The sequence below is a fragment of the Lentzea sp. NPDC054927 genome, assembly GCF_053610285.1.
In genome coordinates this window covers 11,706-29,333 of sequence record NZ_JBSGXZ010000046.1, presented here as the reverse complement: position 1 = coordinate 29,333, position 17,628 = coordinate 11,706, and the positions used below count along the sequence as shown (strand labels likewise).

Here is a 17,628-nt window from a genome sequence, read left to right as displayed (position 1 = left end):
GTCGAACTGCGGAAGTTCTCTTGACGCCGGGATTTCGGCTGTGCCAGATTCTGAATAGCTGGTCGAAGCGTTTCGATTCGGTTCGCAGTGGTGTGGTGTGAATTCCGTTCAATGATGTGCGGAAGGGCAAAATCAATGATCAAGATGATGCGTGCGTTGATTGTCGCGACGGTGGCCGTGCTGACGGTTTCACTGGGTACCGGCAGCGCGCTGGCGGCGACCTGGAGTTCCTCCGACAGGTGGGGAACCTGGTCGAACGGCGGATACACGGTGCGCAACAACGTCTGGGGCAACGGCTACGGACCCCAGACGGTCTGGGCCAACTCCTACAGCAACTGGGGTGTCTGGGCGAACCACCCCAACACCGGCGGGATCAAGTCCTATCCGCACTCGGAGAGGCAGGTGAACCGCAGGCTGAGCTCGCTCGGCAGCCTGTCGAGCAGTTTCAACGTCTCGTACCCCGGCTCCGGTGCCTACACGACCGCCTACGACATCTGGGCTGACAACAACGCCTACGAGATCATGTTGTGGATGAACAAGGTCGGCGCCGTGGGACCGATCGGCTCCCGGCTGACGACGATCTCGGTGGGCGGCCACACCTGGGACGTCCACCGCGGCTCGAACGGCTCGAACGCGGTGTTCTCGTTCGTCCGCACGTCCAACACGGGTTCCGGCACGGTCGACATCAAAGCCGTGATGAACTGGATCCGGGGCCAGGGCTGGTTCGGTGACGTCACCGTGGGCTCCGTGCAGTTCGGTTACGAGATCACCTCGTCCAGCGGTGGCCTCAACTTCACCACCAACAGCTACTCCGTCTCCTTCGGCTGAGCATCGATGGCGCTGTCCACGGGAATTCCCGCGGACAGCGCCATTCGTGCTGGGGAGGCTCCGGCCGCTACCGCACTTCCGGCACCAAACCGCGCTCGCGCAACCACTCCAGCTGCGTGACCGAGTTCGAGCCGTGCCCGCCACCGTGGTCGGCGAACGGCCACACGGTCATGGTCCGGTCCCCGCCCGCGTACCGGTTGAAGGCGGCGTAGACGGTGGACGGCGGGCAGACCGGGTCCATCAACCCGACGCTGAACAACGCCGGCGCCAGCGCGCGCTGGGCGAAGTGGACCCCGTCGAAGTAGGACAGCGTGGCGAACGTGTCGTTCACCCGATGCCTGCTGTGCCAGCGCAGGTACTCGGCGAGCTCCTGGTAGGGCCCGTCGCCGCACATCTCCGCCGCCCGCCGGAAGTGGCAGAGGAACGGCACGTCCGCCAGCACCGCCGCGACACGGGTCAGCCCGGCCACCGCGATCGCCAGCCCGCCGCCCTGACTGCCACCCGCGACGATCACCCTCTCGGCATCCAGCCCTGGCAGCTCGCCGGCCGCGTCCACGGCGCGGACGCAGTCGGTGATGAGCCGCCGGTAGTAGTAGTTCTCGGGGGAGTCGATGCCGCGGGTCATGAAGCCCTTGGCCCACTGCGTGCCGTCGCCCTCACCGCGGTCAGGCGTCTCGTGGCCCTGGCCGCGGCTGTCGACGACGAGCTGCGCGTACCCGGCGGCGGACCAGAGCAGGTGGTCGGTGGGCAGGCCGCGCCCGCCGGTGTAGCCGGCGTAGGTGACGACGACGGGCATCGATCTCTCTGCTTCGCGTGGTCGCAGCAGCCAGGCCGCCACGGGTTCGCCGTTCCAGCCGGGGAATCGGACGTCGTTGACCTCGACGGTGCGCAGCAGGTGCCGGTCGGTGACCCGCTCGGCCTTCACGGCGCCGCCGCCCGCCCGCGCCTCGGTGAGGGTCCGGGTCCAGAACGCGTCGAAGTCCGGTGGCGCCGGCAGATGTGGGCGGTAGCCGGTGAGCTCGTCGAGGCTGGCGTCCGTCAACGGCATCGGGTGACTCCTTCAAGGGGTGGTGCCCGGCCTCGCCACGGCGGCCGGCCGCTGAGGCTCGGCTGGGGTGGATGTGGCCGTGTGCAAGTACCGCCGACTCGCAGTCGGTGGTACTTGCACACGCCTGAAGGTGGTGGTGGCCCGTTTCCCGCCGGTCACGGGCCACCGGTCTCGGCCAGGTGCGGTGCGACCTGGATCGATTGGGTGGTGGCCCGCCGTCGCCGGAGTGGCGGGCCACCGGTCTCAGCGGGAGAAGCGGAACGCGGCCAGGCGGAAGGTGCCGTGCAACCTCACCCGCAGGTCGTGAACCCCGGACAACGGCGCGGGCAGCGTGGCCGACGCGGTCGCCCACTCGTAGCGGCCACCGGTGACCGGCACCGGGATCTCCGCCAGCAGCCCCTCGTCCGTCCAGAACTCCAGGCGGTCGCCGGGAGCATCACTCTCCCGGGACACCTCGGCCTCGACCCGGACCGCGCCCGACAGGTCTGCGGAGGAGAACCACAGGGTCGTGGGCTGAGCGGGGTCGGCAGGGGTGATCGCGTCACCTGTGGTGCGGGTGGCGTCGACGAAGGTAGCGCCGTCGTGGTCGTCGAAGTCGGCGGCCAGGACGCGGCGGTCCACGGCGGCGCGCGGTGCGGGAGCAGGGCCGGCAACGGTGAGCGGCGCGGTGAGCACGACGTCCTCGGCGGAACGGGCGATCAGCACCTCGTAGGCGCCGGGGTCGGCGGTGAACGCACCCGTTGCCACGTCCCAGTGTGTGAGCTGGTCGGTGGACAGCCGGAAGGTGAGCACGCGGCTTTCCTTGGGGGACAGGGAGACCTTGCGGAAGTCGGCGAGTCGCAGCCGGGGTGCCTCGTAGCGGGCGTCGAGGGCGCGGACGTAGAGCTGGACCACCTCGCTGCCGGTGCGGGTGCCGGTGTTGGACACCGTCACCGAGACGTCGATCGCGCTGTTCCCGGTGACGGTGTCCGCGGACAGGATCAGGTCGCGGTGGGCGAAGTCGGTGTAGGAGAGGCCGTGGCCGAACGGGTACAGCGGCGCGGCGCGGTGGTACTGGTAGGTCCAGCCCGCCTTGATGATGTCGTAGTCGAGCGGGTGCGGCAGCTCGTCGTCGCCGCGGTACCAGGTCTGCGGCAGGCGCCCGGCGGGGTCGGCCTCGCCGAGCAGGACGGCGGCCACCGCCCTGCCGGTTTCCTGCCCGCCGTGGGAGGTCCACACCACGGCGGGCAGGTGCTCGTCGGCCCAGTCCAGGGCGTAGGGGTAGCTGCTCATCACGACCAGCGCGGTGTCCCTGCGGACTCCGGCCACCTCGCGCAGCAACGACTCCTGGGCCGCGGGCAGTGCGATGCCCGCGCGGTCCTCGGTCTCGCGGCCGTCGATCAGCGGCTGGTTGCCGAGGACGACCACCGCGACGTCCGCGGACACGGCGGCGGCCAATGCTTCGGCGGTGCCGTCGCGCAGCAGTTCGCGCTCCCAGCGTTCGGCGGATTCCGGTGTGTCGGCATTGACGCTCACCCGGCCGTCGACCGGATCGACCACGGCGTACCGGCCGGTCAGCACGTTCTGCAGCAGCACGGAATCTTCCGACGGCACGAGGCGGAACGTCTCGCGGACGTCCCAGCTCTTGATCTGGTCCTGGTCGGCGACGAGCGAGTCGTCCGCGCTCTTGAGGCTCAGGTAGCGGCCGGTCTCCGCGGACCGCAGCGTCAGCACCCCGTCGCCCCAGTCGGCGACGTCGAACGCGGTCTTGTCCAGCAGCTCGCCGCTGGTGCGCGAGCGCAGCGCCACCCGGTCGGCGCCGTCCGCGACGACCACCTCGCCGCCGAACACCGCCTCGAGTCCACTCGCGACCGTGACCTGGTACGGCAGCGTGCCGCTGTACCAGTCCTCGCACAGCACGCCGGCGAGCGGGCCGATCACGGCGATGCGCCGGGTGCGGTCCGGGTCGAGCGGCAGGAGTCCGTCGTTGCGCAGCAACACCACGGACTCGGTCGCGGCCCGCAGTGCGAGGGTGCGGTGCTCCGGGCAGTCGATGACGTCCGGGCCGATGCCTGCGTACGGGTCGAGCCCGGGGTCGAACTCGCCGAGGCGGAAGCGGATCTCCAGCTGCCGCCGCACCGCGCGGTTCACGTCGGCCTCGTCGATCAGGCCGCGGTCCAGTGCCTCGCGCAGCCTGCGGAACGGGGTGGCGCTGTCCTCGCCGTGGTCGGTGAAGCTGTCGATGCCGGCCTTGAGCGCGGCCCCGTGGGACTCGGCGTGGTCGTCGAAGTAGTGCTCAGGGTCGACCAGGTTGGACGGTGCCTCCGCGTCGCTCACCACGAACAGCTCGTGGCCGGTCGGCTCCGCCCAGCGGCGCAGCTCCGTCTCGATGAGCGGGGTGACGTGGCACGGACGGCCGTTGACCAGGTTGTACGCGGCCATGGCACCGGTGGCCGCGCCGGAGGCGACCACGGGGCGGAAGGCCGCGAGATCGTACTCCTGCAGCACCCGCGGGCGCACGCCGGAGGACGTGACGCACCGGTCGTCCTCGTTGTTGTAGGCCAGGAAGTGCTTGAGCACCGGGGCCGTGCGCAGGAACCGGTGGTGGTCGCCCGTCAGTCCCCGGCAGAACGCCGTTCCGAGCCGTGCGGTGTGCACCGGGTCCTCGGAGTAGCCCTCCTCGTTGCGGCCCCAGCGCGGGTCGCGCAGCAGGTTCAGCACCGGCGCCCATGCCTGCAGGCTGTTCGCGCCCGTGCCGATGGCGGGCGACCGGTGGTAGTGGAACGCCCTCAGCTCGACCGAGGTGGCCTCGGCGACGCGGTGCACCAGCTCCTCGTCCCAGGTGGCGCCCAGCCCGACAGCCTGGGGGAAGACGGTGGCGACGCCCAGCCAGGCGACGCCGTGCAGGGCCTCCGACCCGGTGCGGAACGCGGCGACTCCCAACCGGGGCACGGCCGGCGAGTACTGGTGCAGCATCCCGATCCGCTCGTCGAGCGTGAGTCGCCCGAGCAGGTCGTCGATGCGCTTGCGCGTCGGCAGCGCCGGATCGTGGAAAGGCAGCCGATCGACGGCGGGCACAGACTCGGAAACCACGTGGTAACCCCTCAGGTCGGAGCTAGCGTTGAAGCGTTTCGACGGTGGCACGAACAGGTTTCCGCTGTCAACGGGCTTGTTAAGTGCGACGTGCGTCACTAGCCTCCCCGGCATCTGTTTAAGCGCTTCGACACTTCGACGACGAAGGATCGGGTTCCGTCATGGGCAACGAGTTGAACCGCAGAAGCTTCCTCAACGCCGCCGTCTCGGCTGCAGGGCTCGTCGCGCTGGGGCCGCTGCTGTCCGCCTGCGGCAGCGGACCGGCCCAGCGGGCGGGTGTGGGTTCCGAGGCCGCCCTCAAGGCCGTGCTGCCGGCCTACGTGCCGAACACGTCGATCAAACCGGACATCCCGTCCATCGCGGGCGGCCCCGACGTGATGACGAACCCCGGTTTCCTGAGCTACCCCGCCAACCGGGTCGCCACCGTGTCCGGCGTTCCCGGCAAGGGCGGCAAGTACGCGGCGGTCACGCCGCTGTGGGGGACCATTCCGCCGGCCGACAACTCGTTCTACCAGGCCATGAACAAGGCTCTGGGCGTCCAGCTGGAGATGAAACCGGCCGACGGCAACACCTACAACACCATCATCCCGACGATGACGGCCTCGAAGCGGCTGCCCGACTGGATCCAGCTCCCCGCCTGGTGGAACTCCCAGATGAACGTCGGCGGGCTGGTGGGGAACCAGCTCGCGGACCTGACGCCCTACCTGTCCGGCGACAACATCAAGAAGTACCCCAACCTCGCGGCCATCCCGACCTCCGCGTGGCGGACCGGTGCCTGGGGCGAGAAGTTGTACGGGATCCCGTCGTTCGCCACCGGCTTCCAGATCGCCGGCCTCCTCTACTACCGCCAGGACGTCTTCGAAGCCAGGGGCATCAAGGCCGACCAGGTGAAGTCCGCCGACGACCTGATGAACCTCGGCAAGGAGCTGACCGACGCCAAGAACGGCGTGTGGGCGTTCGACGACGTCTACCGCTACATCTACACCTCCTTCGGCGCGCCGCTGAAGTGGCGGGTGGACAACGGAAAGCTCGTCCACGTGTACGAGACCGAGGAGTTCCTCGCGGCACTCGACTGGTGCAACCGGCTCGCGGCCGCCGGGTACGTGCACCCCGACGCGCTGGCGGGTGACAACGCCAACGGCAACACCCGGTTCTACGGCGGCAAGACGCTGATCACGAGTGGTGGCACGGGGGCGTGGAACCTCGCCGACGCCCAGGCCGGCAAGGCCGCCAACCCGAGCTACCGGCGTGGCGGGCTGAACATCTTCGCCGCCGACGGCAAGAGCGAACCGCGGGTCTACATGGGCGCGGGCGCCGACATGATGAGCTACCTCAACATCAACCTGAAGCCGGAGCAGATCGAGGAGTGCCTCGCCGTCGCGAACTACCTCGCCGCGCCGTTCGGCTCCGCCGAGTTCACGATGGTCAACTTCGGCGTCGAGGGCACCCACTTCACCATGGTCGACGGCGTGCCGACGGCCACCGAGGCGGGCAAGAAGGAGGTCCAGGCGAAGACCTACCCGTTCCTCGCCGCGGCGTCCAACGTGGTCAACAACCCCGGCGCGGACATCGTCACCAGGGACTACACCTCCTGGCAGGCCGCCAACGTGAAGGCGCTGGTCAAGCCGGTGTTCTGGAACATGAACATCAGCATGCCCCAGGCGCAGGCCACGGCCGACGCCGGTCAGCAGGTCGAGGACGCGATGAAGGACTGCTACCACGGCAAGAAGAAGGTGTCCGAGGTCAAGGACGCCGTGGCCAGCTGGAAGTCCAGTGGTGGTGGCGACAAGCTGATCCAGTGGACGAACGACAACGTCCTGCAGAAGCACGGCACCGGACAGTGACCACCGCGACCACGACGACCACGGCGCCGCCGGACCGCACGAGGCGACCGGCGCGGCTGAGCTGGCGGGTGCGGCTGCGCCGCGACCGGTCGCTGATCCTGATGACGTTGCCCGCCGTCATGCTGCTGGTGGTCTTCAACTACGTCCCGCTGTTCGGGCTCGTCACCGCGTTCCAGGAGTACGACCCGCTGGCCGGGATCTGGTACAGCACCTGGGCCGGTCTCGACCAGTTCCAGCGGCTGTTCGGCGACCCGCTGTTCTGGAACGCGGTGCAGAACACGCTGTACCTGAGCTTCGTCCAGCTGGTCCTGTTCTTCCCGGTCCCGATCGCGCTGGCGCTGCTGCTCAACTCGGTGCTGTCGCTGCGGGTGCGCAACTTCATCCAGTCCGTGGTCTACCTGCCGCACTTCTTCTCGTGGGTGCTGGCCATCACGATCTTCCAGCAGATGCTCGGCGGTGCGGGGGCGCTCAACCACGTCCTGCGCAACAACGACATCGGTACCTGGGACGTCATGACGAACCCGGACACCTTCGCGCTGCTGGTCTCCGCCCAGGTGATCTGGAAGGAGGCCGGCTGGGGGATCATCGTCTTCCTGGCCGCGCTCGCCGCCATCAACACCGACCTCTACGAGGCGGCGGCGGCCGACGGTGCCGGACGATGGCGGCGGCTGTGGCACATCACCCTGCCCGGTCTGCGCGGCGTCATCGTGCTGATGCTGGTGCTGCGCCTGGGCAACGCGCTGACCGTGGGCTTCGAACAGTTCCTGATCCAGCGCAACGCGGTGGGCTACGACACGGCCGACGTGCTCGACACCTTCTCGTTCTACTACGGCATCGCCACCGGCGACTACAGCTATGGCGCGGCGGCGGGCCTGTTCAAGAGCGTGATCTCGCTGCTGCTCATCTGGGGTGCGAACAAGATGGCGCACGCCTTCGGTGAAGACGGGTTGTACCGAAAATGACCGACACACTCAGCGTTGTCGAACGCATGAGCGAGGCTGCGATCGCGCCGGAACCACCCGTGCGCCGCAAGCGCCGCGGCAGCCGCCCGGCCTGGGAGGAACCGCCGACGCTCGCCGGCGAGGCCGGAAAGGGCGTGACCCTCACCGGCGTGCTGCTCATCATGCTGGTGCCGTTGTGGATCATCGTGGTGACCAGCCTGTCCACCCAGGGCGCGGTCAACCGCGCGGGCGGTCTCGTGCTCTGGCCGGACGAGCTGACCTTCGAGGCCTACCGGGTCATGCTGCAGGACGCGACGGTGCGCACCGCTCTGGTGGTGAGCCTCGGGATCACGGCGGTCGGCACGCTCGTGTCGATGGTGGTCTCGGTCATGTGCGCCTACGGCCTGTCCCGGTCGCGTTCGTTCGCGCACCGCTTCCTGCTGACGCTGTTGATCGTCACGATGTTCGTCAACGGCGGCCTGATCCCCACCTTCCTGGTCGTCACCGGGCTGGGCGGCTACGGCCAGCTGTGGGCGTTGATCCTGCCGAGCGCGATCTCGGTCTTCAACATCCTGATCCTGCGGTCGTTCTACTCCAGCACCTCGCTCGACCTGATCGAGGCCGCGCGGATCGACGGTGCGGGCGACTGGCGGATCCTGTGGTCGATCGTGCTGCCGACCTCGCGTGCCGTCACGGCGGTGATGGCGCTGTTCTACGGCGTCGGCTACTGGAACTCCTTCTTCAACGTGATGATGTACATGCCGACGGACAGCGAGAAATGGCCGCTGCAGTACGTGCTCTACACGTACGTCAACCGCGGCAACGGCATGCCGGGCTCGGTCAACTCGGGCTTCGGCACCGCGTTGTCCCAGACCGCGCCGCTGGCGTTGCAGATGGCCGTGGTGGTGCTGACTCTCGTGCCGTTGCTCATCGTCTATCCGTTCGTGCAGAAGCACTTCCGCACGGGTGTCCTGACCGGCGCGATCAAGGGTTGACGCACATGGTGACCATTGCCGATGTGGCCAGGCACGCGGGCGTTTCGTCCAGCACGGTGAGCTACGTGCTGAGCGGCAAGCGCTCGATCTCCGAGGAGACCCAGCGCCGGGTCCAGAGTTCCGTGCGGGAGCTCGGCTACCACCCGCACGCCGGTGCGCGGGCACTGGCCGCCCGGCGGTCGCACGTCGTCGCGCTGATGGTGCCGTTGCGCACCGACGTCTACGTCCCGGTCATGATGGAGATCGCGATCTCGGTGACCATGGCGGCCCGTCAGCACGGCTACGACGTCCTGCTGATCACCAACGACGAGGGGCCGGCCGGGGTGAAGCGGATCGCGGCCAGCGGCCTGGCCGACGGCGTGATCCTGATGGACGTCGAACTGGACGACGAGCGCATCCCGGTGCTGCGGGCCCAGGGCACCCAGGCGGCGCTGATCGGCCTGGCGGAGGACGGCCGCGGACTGTCCTGTGTGGACCACGACTTCGCCGCCGCCGGTGCGGTGTGCGCGGACCACCTGGCCGATCTGGGCCACCGCGAGATCGCGTTCATCGGCTACGGCTCCGGTGTCTACCACCGGCACGCCGGCTACGCCGAGCGCACGCTCACCGGCTTCCGCGACCGGGCGGAGCAGCGCGGTCTGCGGTTCTTGCACCGGTCGTGCGAGGGCACCTACGAGAGCACCGCGGGGACGCTCGCCCGCGTCCTCGCGGACCGGCCGGGAACCACCGGTTTCGTGGTGCAGAACGAGGGTGCGATCGGGCCGCTGCTCACGTTGTTGCGCATGAGCGGACGGACCGTGCCGGAGGACACCTCGGTTATCGCGCTCTGCCAGGACCAGCTCGCCGAGCAGTTCGCGCCCAGGCTCACCGCGGTGACCGGCTCCGCGCAGACGCTCGGCAGGGTCGCCGTCGAACAGGTCGTGCGCAGGCTCATCACGGCGGCCGGCGGCGACCGTCCCGCCGACGAACGGGTCCTGCTCACGCCCGCACTGACCATCCGGGACAGCACCGGGCCCGCGCCGCGCCGGCCCTGACCGGCGCCGGCCCGCTGCCGAGCCGGCCGTGACGACCTGACCACGCCTGTCCCGGCCGGCCCTGACAGACCGCCAAGCCGGCCGTGACGATCCATGACCGCCGCCGTACCGGCCTGACGACCGCCGTGCCGGCCCTGACCACCGCTGTCCCTGTCCTGACCACCGCCGGGCCGGCCCGTGGCGATCCCTGACCGCCGCCGGGCCAGCCTGACGACCGCCATGCCGGCCCTGACCACCGCTGTCCCGGCCTGACGACCGCCGTCCCCTTCACCCACACCGAAGACAATCCGCGAGGAGTGGCGCATGCCCATGCACTTCCGAGACCTCGGCAACGCACTCGAGTGGCGCGCCAGGGGCGAGACCCTCCGCGTCGAGGTGTGGGGCCAGGACGCCGTCCGGGTCAGGGCCACGCCGGGCGGGCCGTTGCTCGACGGCCTGCCGGGAGCCCTGCTCGCCACACCACCGGAGGGTGGCGCGGCGGAGATCAAGATTGCCGAGCACCACGCGACGCTCGTCAACGGCAGGCTGACCGTCCGGATCGACGCCGACACCGAAGGCAAGCTCACCCCGGAGCTCGGCGCGTCCGCGGGCAGGCTGACGTTCCTCAGCACTGAGGACGGCACCGAGCTCCTCGCCGAGCAGCCCGCCCACTTCTGGTGGCCGGGACCGCGCCTCGCCACCGCCACCGGCAACGGCCACCACCGGCTCGAGCAGCGTTTCCGTTCCTATCGAGGAGAACGGCTCTACGGTCTGGGCCAGCACACCCACGGCATGCTGAACCAGAAGGGCGCGGTCATCGACCTCGTCCAGCGCAACGCCGAGGTCACCATCCCGCTGCTGATCTCCGACCGCGGCTACGGCCTGCTGTGGAACTCGCCCGCGATCGGGCGGGTGGAACTGGCGGAGACCGGCACGCGGTGGGTGTCCGACAGCGCCCGCCAGATCGACTACTGGTTCACCGCCGGTCAGCCGGCGGACGTGCTGAGCCGCTACGCCGACGCGACCGGGCACTCGCCGGACCTGCCGGAGTGGGCATCCGGTTTCTGGCAGTGCAAGCTGCGCTACCGCACCCAGGACGAGCTGATGGAGGTGGCGCGCGAGTACAAGCGGCGCGGGTTGCCGTTGTCCGTGATCGTCTGCGACTTCTTCCACTGGACGCACCTCGGCGAGTGGAAGTTCGACCCCGCCGAGTGGCCCGACCCGGCGGCGATGGTGCGCGAGCTGGACGAGATGGGCGTCAAGCTGATGGTGTCGGTCTGGCCGTCGGTGAGCCCGGCGAGCGAGAACTACCACCCGATGCTGGACCAGGGTCTGTTCATCGGCACCGAGTTCGGGCCGATGGCGCACGCCGACTGGCCGGACAAGGGGCTCGGCGCGTACTCCGCGCAGGTCGCCTTCTACGACGCGACCAACCCCGAGGCCCGCGAGTACGTGTGGGAACGCATCCGGCGCGGCTACCACGAGCTCGGCGTCAAGGTGTTCTGGCTGGACGCCGGTGAACCCGAGCTCAAGCCCGGCCACCAGTACAACCTGCGCTATCACGAGGGTCCCGGCCTGGAGGTGGGAAACCTCTACCCGCGCGAGAACGCCCGCACCGTCCACGACGGACTGCGTGCGGCGGGGGAGAGCGAGATCATCTCGCTCAACCGCTCCACCTGGGCGGGCGCGCAGCGGTACGGCGCCGCGCTGTGGTCCGGCGACATCGCCACGGACTTCGCCTCGCTGCGCACCCAGATCAAGGCCGGCCTGAACGTGATGATGTCGGGCATCCCCTGGTGGACAACGGACATCGGCGGCTTCCACGGCGGCGATCCGGACGACCCCGCCTACCGCGAGGTCCTTGTGCGCTGGTTCCAGTACGGCACCTTCTGCCCGTTGTTCCGCCTGCACGGTTTCCGCGGCGACGAGCAGGTGCTCGAGCCCGCGATGACCGGGCTGGCCAACGAGGTCTGGTCCTACGGCGAAGAGGCCTACGAAATCCTCGCCGGGCACCTCCGGTTGCGGGAACGCCTGCGCCCCTACGTGATGGAGCAGATGCGTACGACAGCCGACACCGGTGTGCCGCCGATGCGGCCGGTGTTCCTGGAGTTCCCCGGCGACCTCGGAGCGTGGGACGTCGAGGACGCGTTCCTGCTCGGTCCCGATCTGCTCGTGGCTCCGATCACCGAGGCGGGCGGCAGGGAGCGGGACGTCTACCTGCCCGCCGGTTCCCGGTGGACCGACGCGTGGACCGGCGAGGAGCACGAGGGCGGGCGGACGGTCACCGTCGCCGCCCCGATCGAGCGCATCCCGCTGTTCCTGCGCGACGGCGCCCGTCTGCCCGTGCGAGAGGAGGACGCATGACGACCCGTCGTCTGGTCGAACGGTTGCAGGGGCTGGCCTTCGGCGGCGACTACAACCCGGAGCAGTGGGACGAACCGGTGTGGAAGGAGGACGACGAGCTGATGCGCAGGGCCGGGGTCAACCTGGCCACGGTCGGCGTGTTCTCCTGGGCGCTGCTCGAACCGGAGGAGGGCCGCTACGACTTCGGGTGGCTCGACGCGCACCTGGATCGCTTGCACGCCAACGGTGTCGCCGTCGACCTGGCGACACCGACCGCCTCGCCGCCCCCGTGGTTCACCCTGGCGCACCCGGACGCCCTGCCGGTCACCCCCGGCGGCACCAGGCTGGTCCACGGCAGCCGCGACACCTACTGCCTCAGCGCTCCGGCCTACCGCGAGGCGGCCCGGCGCATCGCCTCCGCTCTCGCGGAACGTTATGGCGACCACCCGGCGCTGGCGTTGTGGCACGTGCACAACGAGTACGTCACGTTGTGCTGGTGCGAGCACACCGCCGCCGCGTTCCGGGTCTGGTTGCAGGCGCGGCACGGTTCGCTGGACGCGCTCAACGAGGCGTGGGGGACGGCCTTCTGGAGCCAGCGGTACGGCAGCTGGGAACAGATCCTGCCGCCGCGCGCCACCCAGTGGCACCGCAATCCCGGTCTCACGCTGGACTTCAGCCGGTTCTTCTCCGACGAGGTGATCGCCGCCTACTCCGAGCAGCGCGACGCGATCCGCGCGCACAGCGACCGGCCGGTGACGACCAACATGATGCAGCCCGGCTACCAGAACGTCGACCTGTGGGCGCTGGGCCGCGAGGTCGACCTGGTCGCGATCGACCATTACCCGGACCGGCCGGGCCTGGGTGCCGCCGCGGACGTCGCCTTCGCGGCCGACCGCGCCCGCTCGCTCGCGGGTGGCGCGCCGTGGTTGTTGATGGAACAGGGCACCAGCACCGTTTACGTCGGCGATCGGACGCTGGCCAAGGAACCCGGCGACATCCTGCGGCACTCCCTCGGCCACATCGCGCGCGGATCGGAGGGTGCGCTGTTCTTCCAGTGGCGCCAGTCCAAGGCGGGCGCCGAGCAGTGGCACTCGGCGATGGTCCCGCACGCAGGTCCGGACAGCCGGGTCTTCGCCGAGGTGACGGATACCGGCGCGGCCGTCGCCCGGCTCGCCGAACTCGCGGGATCGACCGTCACGGCCCAGGTGGCCGTGCTGCACGACTCCGACGCGTGGTGGGCGATGAACTCGGACGGCCTGCCCTCGTCCGAGCTCGACTACCACTCCGCGCTGCGGGGCGCCCACCGCGCGTTGTGGGACGCCGGCGTGGTGACCGACTTCGCGCACCCGGAAGCAGACCTGAGCCCGTATCGGCTGGTGCTGGCCCCAGCGCTGTTCCTGTTGTCCGACAACGGAGCGGAGAACCTGCGCCGCTACGTCGCGGGCGGCGGCACGCTGCTCTTCCAGCACTTCGGCGGGGTCGTCGACGACCGCATGCACGCCCGGCTCGGTGGTTATCCGGCCGCACCGCTGCGGGAGGCGCTGGGAATCCGCGTTGAGGAGTACCGGCCACTGGGCCGTGACGAGCGGGTCACCCTCTCCGACGGCTCGCACGCCACCGCCTGGAGCGAGTCCGTCCGGACCGTGGGCGCCGAGACGGTCGTCGCCTACACCCACGGCATGCTCGCCGACTCCCCGGCGCTCACCCGGTACGGCTATGGCGGGGGAGAGGGCTGGTACCTGTCCACCCGACTCGACGACGCGGACTACGCGGCGCTGGTCGCCAGGCTGCTGGACGCCGCCGGCGTCAGGCCGGTGCTGCCGGGACTGCCGTCCGGCGCCGAAGCTGTCACCCGCCGGGGTGAGGACGGCCGCCGCTGGCACGTCGTGCTCAACCACAGCGCCGAACCCGTTTCCCTGCCCGGAAACGCGCACGACCTGCTCACGGGCGGACCGGTGCGGGAACTGCCGCCGGGCGGATGCGCCGTGCTGCGGGAAGGACAGCCGCGGTGACCACGATCCGCTGGGGCCACGAGGCCCTGGACTGCGTGCTGGACATCGCCGAGGACGGCGTGGTCAGGCTGACCCTGCCGGGAGAGCACGGGTCCGCCGCACCGCTGCCGCTGGTGGACGTGATGACCGCGAACCACGGGAGCATCTGGTCGAGCAGCCGCCTGGTCGGCACCGCCATCGGCGGGCGGCTGCGGTACCGGGACCACCGCGCACTGTCCGAAAAGGACTGGCGGGTGCTCGTCGTCGAGCTCGGCGACGAGGAGACCGGCCTGGTCGCCGAGGTGACCTACCGTTCGCCGGACGGCGTTCCGGTGCTGCGCAGCGAAGTCGTCGTGCGCAACGAAGGGAGTGCTCCGCTGCGCCTGGAGTCGGTCACCTCCCTCGTGGCATGCGGTCTGCGGCCGGACAGCGCCGACGTGCTGTGGGCGGAGAACGACTGGCTCGCGGAATGCCGGTGGCGGCGCGAGCCGATGCGCCTGACCTCGCCGGACCGGGGCGGACGGCACCACGCGGCCCGCCCCAAGGGCGCGTTCGTCCTCGCCGGACGGGGTGTCTGGTCCAGCTGTGGCCACCTGCCGATGGGCGGGCTCACGGATCGCCGGACCGGCCGGACGTGGGTGTGGCAGATCGAGCACAACGGTGGTGGCTGGCGCTGGGAGTGCGGTGAGGAGGACGGCAACGGCTACGTGGCGCTGCTCGGCCCGGAAGACCACGACCACGGCTGGAGCCGCGTGCTGGCACCAGGTGAGGAGTTCCGCACCGTGCCCGCCGCGCTGGCGTTCAGCGCGGACGGCGGCCCGGACGACGCGTTCGCCGCGCTGACCCGCTACCGCCGAGCGACCCGCCGGCCGCACCCCGACCACGACGGCCTGCCGGTCATCTTCAACGACTACATGAACTGCCTGATGGGCGACCCCACCACGGCCGAGCTGCTGCCGCTGATCGACGCCGCGGCCGGTGCGGGCGCCGAGTACTTCGTCATCGACGCGGGCTGGTACGCCGAGGAGAACGAGAGCTGGTGGGACACCGTCGGTGCGTGGCAGCCGTCCCGCACCCGTTTCCCCGGCGGCCTCCAGGAGGTCCTGGACCACATCCGCGAGCGCGGCATGATTCCCGGTCTGTGGCTGGAGCCGGAGGTCGTCGGCGTCAACAGCCCGCTCGCCGCGACCCTGCCGGAGGAGGCGTTCTTCCGCCGTGACGGCGTGCGGGTCAACGACTGCGTCCGCTATCACCTGGACCTGCGTCACCCCGCCGCCCGCGCCCACCTGGACGAGGTGGTGGACCGCCTGGTGGGGGAGTACGGCGTCGGCTACCTGAAGCTCGACCACAACATCAACCCCGGTTCCGGCACCAGTTCGCGGGCCGGCGAGGCCCCTGCCGACGGCCTGCTCGGCCACAACCGCGCCCACCTCGACTGGCTCGACGGCGTCCTGGACCGCCATCCGCAGCTGGTGCTGGAGAACTGCGCGTCCGGCGGCATGCGCATGGACCACGCGCTGCTGTCGCGGCTGCAACTGCAGTCCACGAGCGACCAGCAGAACCTCGACCGCTACGCGCCCATCGCGGCTTCCGCGCCGACCGCCGTCACCCCGGAGCAGGTCGCGGTCTGGGCCTACCCGCAGCCGGAGGACTCGCTCGACGAGGTCGCCTTCACCATGGCGAGCGCGCTGCTCGGCCGGATCCACCTGTCGGGGCGGATCACGGAGCTTCAACCCGAGGCGCGTGCGCTCGTCCAGGAAGCCGTGGCCGTCTACCGGACCATCCGCGCCGATCTGCCGCGGGCGGTTCCTGCCTGGCCGCTCGGCCTTCCCGGCTGGGACGACCCGTGGCTGGCCCTCGCCATGCGCACTTCCACCACGACCTATCTCACCGTCTGGCGTCGGTCCGGCGAGGACTCCACCACGCTGGCGTTGCCGCATCTGTCCGATGTGGACGTCGTGGTGGAGCGGCTCTACCCGGCCGCATCGCCCGCGGTCGCGCAGTGGCGTTCGGAGACCGCGGAACTCGCGGTCACGATGCCCGCCGCGCCCTCGGCCGTCCTGTACCGGCTCACGACCAGAGGAGTTGACGGGTGACCACCCCAGTGATCCCGGGAATGCACCCCGACCCCAGCGTGTGCCGGGTCGGGGACGACTACTACCTGGTGTGCTCCAGCTTCGAGTACTTCCCCGGCATCCCGGTCTTCCACAGCAGGGACCTGGTGCGGTGGACGCAGATCGGCAACGCGCTGGACCGGCCGAGCCAGCTGGTCCTGACCGCGGAGACGCCGTCCTCAGCCGGGATCTACGCGCCGACCCTGCGCCACCACGACGGCCGGTTCTGGCTGATCGTCACCAGTGTGAGCCACGGCGGCGGCAACATGATCTTCACCGCCACCGATCCGGCAGGGCCGTGGTCCGACCCGATCCCGCTGCCCGACGTCGGCGGCATCGATCCCGACCTCGCCTGGGACGACGACGGCAACTGCTGGTGCACGGTCGCCGGGGTGCGGCAGTACCGCATCGACCCGGCCACCGGTGAGACGTTCGGTGAGCCGCGCCCGCTGTGGTCCGGCACGCCTGGCGCCAAGGCACCGGAAGCGCCGCACCTGTACCGGATCGGCGACCACTGGTACCTGCTGATCGCCGAGGGCGGCACCGAACGGGGTCACGCCGTCTCGATCGCCCGCGGCCCGGCGCCGGACGGCCCGTTCGAACCGTGCCCTGCCAACCCGATCCTCAGCCACCGCAGCACCTACGAGCCCGTCCAGAACACCGGCCACGCCGATCTGGTGCAGGGCCTCGACGGGGCGTGGTGGCTGGTGTTGCTCGGCGTGCGGCCCGGCGGCGGCACCCCCGGCTGGCACGTGCTCGGCCGGGAGACCTTCCTGGCACCGGTGAGCTGGGTCGACGACTGGCCCGTGGTCGGGGAACTGGTGTCCGCCCCCGGTCCCGCGGTGCCGGAGCGGGACGACTTCGACGACAACGAACTCAAGCCGGGCTGGGTGTCGTTGCGCGACCGTTCCGAGCAGCACTGCACCACGAAGGAACGCTCCGGCTGGCTGACGTTGCACGCCAGAGGGTCCTCTTTGGACGATCCCGCCGCCGTGTTCGCCGGCCGGCGCCAGCAGCACCTGTCGTGCCGTGCCCGCGCGCTGATCGATCCCGCGCAGGGCAGCGGCGGCCTCGCGGTCCGGTTGGACGAGGACCACCACTACGAGATCGAGGTGGCATCCGGCGAGGTTCGGGTGCTCGCCCGCATCGGCCCGGTGCGCACCGTGGTCGCGTCCCGGCCCGCACCGGCCGGGCCGGTGGTTCTCGTCGTGCGGGTCGACGAGGCGCGCGAGCTGCGGGACGCGCGCTCCGGGCCCGACACGCTCTCGTTCGGCGTGGAGGAACAGGACGGCACCTCGGTCGAGCTCGCCACGCTCGACGGCAAGTACCTCTCGACCGAAGTGGCCGGCGGCTTCACCGGCCGCGTCATCGGCATGTACGCGGCCGAGGGCACCGTCCACTTCGACTGGTTCGACTACCAGCCGTCCAACTGATTGCGA

11 protein-coding genes are annotated in these 17,628 nt (G+C 70.3%); 9 read left to right on the top strand and 2 right to left on the bottom strand.

Annotated elements, in window-relative coordinates; all coding sequences use genetic code 11:
* Positions 1-135: 135 nt before the first annotated feature.
* A complete protein-coding gene (locus tag ACWGE0_RS38440; protein ID WP_452265796.1) occupies positions 136-828 on the top strand; it encodes a glycoside hydrolase family 12 protein in 693 nt (230 codons plus the stop codon).
* A gap of 67 nt (positions 829-895) precedes the next feature.
* Here the strand turns inward: ACWGE0_RS38440 and ACWGE0_RS38435 are convergent, their stop codons facing one another.
* Together ACWGE0_RS38435 and ACWGE0_RS38430 are read right to left on the bottom strand one after the other, a co-directional pair.
* The gene (locus ACWGE0_RS38435; RefSeq protein WP_452265795.1) at positions 896-1,876 is read right to left on the bottom strand and encodes an acetylxylan esterase; all 981 of its coding nucleotides are present in this window, start codon (positions 1,874-1,876) and stop codon (positions 896-898) included.
* 243 nt (positions 1,877-2,119) lie between these two features.
* A complete protein-coding gene (locus ACWGE0_RS38430; protein ID WP_452265794.1) occupies positions 2,120-4,948 on the bottom strand; it encodes a glycoside hydrolase family 3 C-terminal domain-containing protein in 2,829 nt (942 codons plus the stop codon).
* Positions 4,949-5,109: 161 nt separating this feature from the next.
* Between ACWGE0_RS38430 and ACWGE0_RS38425 the strand changes: the two genes are divergently transcribed.
* The 8 genes from ACWGE0_RS38425 to ACWGE0_RS38390 all read left to right on the top strand — a co-directional run bounded on the left by ACWGE0_RS38425 (position 5,110) and on the right by ACWGE0_RS38390 (position 17,622).
* Positions 5,110-6,792: a hypothetical protein gene (locus ACWGE0_RS38425; RefSeq protein WP_452265793.1), complete on the top strand. Its 1,683-nt coding sequence runs from the start codon at positions 5,110-5,112 to the stop codon at positions 6,790-6,792.
* Positions 6,789-7,754: an ABC transporter permease gene (locus tag ACWGE0_RS38420; protein WP_452265792.1), complete on the top strand. Its 966-nt coding sequence runs from the start codon at positions 6,789-6,791 to the stop codon at positions 7,752-7,754. The genes ACWGE0_RS38425 and ACWGE0_RS38420 overlap by 4 nt, the downstream gene beginning before the upstream one ends.
* Positions 7,751-8,728: a carbohydrate ABC transporter permease gene (locus ACWGE0_RS38415; protein WP_452265791.1), complete on the top strand. Its 978-nt coding sequence runs from the start codon at positions 7,751-7,753 to the stop codon at positions 8,726-8,728. Before ACWGE0_RS38420 ends, ACWGE0_RS38415 begins: the two co-directional genes overlap by 4 nt.
* 5 nt (positions 8,729-8,733) lie before the next feature.
* Positions 8,734-9,762, top strand: a complete 1,029-nt coding sequence (locus ACWGE0_RS38410; protein WP_452265790.1) for a LacI family DNA-binding transcriptional regulator — start codon at positions 8,734-8,736, stop codon at positions 9,760-9,762.
* Positions 9,763-10,065: 303 nt separating this feature from the next.
* Entirely contained in the window at positions 10,066-12,105 is a 2,040-nt protein-coding gene (locus ACWGE0_RS38405) for a glycoside hydrolase family 31 protein (RefSeq protein WP_452265789.1), read from the top strand.
* The gene (locus ACWGE0_RS38400) at positions 12,102-14,096 is read left to right on the top strand and encodes a beta-galactosidase (RefSeq protein WP_452265788.1); all 1,995 of its coding nucleotides are present in this window, start codon (positions 12,102-12,104) and stop codon (positions 14,094-14,096) included. The genes ACWGE0_RS38405 and ACWGE0_RS38400 overlap by 4 nt, the downstream gene beginning before the upstream one ends.
* Positions 14,093-16,171: a glycoside hydrolase family 36 protein gene (locus ACWGE0_RS38395; protein ID WP_452265787.1), complete on the top strand. Its 2,079-nt coding sequence runs from the start codon at positions 14,093-14,095 to the stop codon at positions 16,169-16,171. The genes ACWGE0_RS38400 and ACWGE0_RS38395 overlap by 4 nt, the downstream gene beginning before the upstream one ends.
* The gene (locus ACWGE0_RS38390) at positions 16,168-17,622 is read left to right on the top strand and encodes a glycoside hydrolase family 43 protein (protein ID WP_452265786.1); all 1,455 of its coding nucleotides are present in this window, start codon (positions 16,168-16,170) and stop codon (positions 17,620-17,622) included. Before ACWGE0_RS38395 ends, ACWGE0_RS38390 begins: the two co-directional genes overlap by 4 nt.
* The last annotated feature ends 6 nt before the right edge of the window (positions 17,623-17,628 follow it).

Bases quoted from the DNA above. Each gene is read 5' to 3' on its own strand.
- ACWGE0_RS38440 (WP_452265796.1), top strand. From the start codon at position 136: ATGATCAAGATGATGCGTGCGTTGATTGTCGCGACGGTGGCCGTGCTG.
- ACWGE0_RS38435 (WP_452265795.1), bottom strand. From the start codon at position 1,876: ATGCCGTTGACGGACGCCAGCCTCGACGAGCTCACCGGCTACCGCCCA.
- ACWGE0_RS38425 (WP_452265793.1), top strand. From the start codon at position 5,110: ATGGGCAACGAGTTGAACCGCAGAAGCTTCCTCAACGCCGCCGTCTCG.
- ACWGE0_RS38415 (WP_452265791.1), top strand. From the start codon at position 7,751: ATGACCGACACACTCAGCGTTGTCGAACGCATGAGCGAGGCTGCGATC.
- ACWGE0_RS38410 (WP_452265790.1), top strand. From the start codon at position 8,734: ATGGTGACCATTGCCGATGTGGCCAGGCACGCGGGCGTTTCGTCCAGC.
- ACWGE0_RS38405 (WP_452265789.1), top strand. From the start codon at position 10,066: ATGCCCATGCACTTCCGAGACCTCGGCAACGCACTCGAGTGGCGCGCC.
- ACWGE0_RS38400 (WP_452265788.1), top strand. From the start codon at position 12,102: ATGACGACCCGTCGTCTGGTCGAACGGTTGCAGGGGCTGGCCTTCGGC.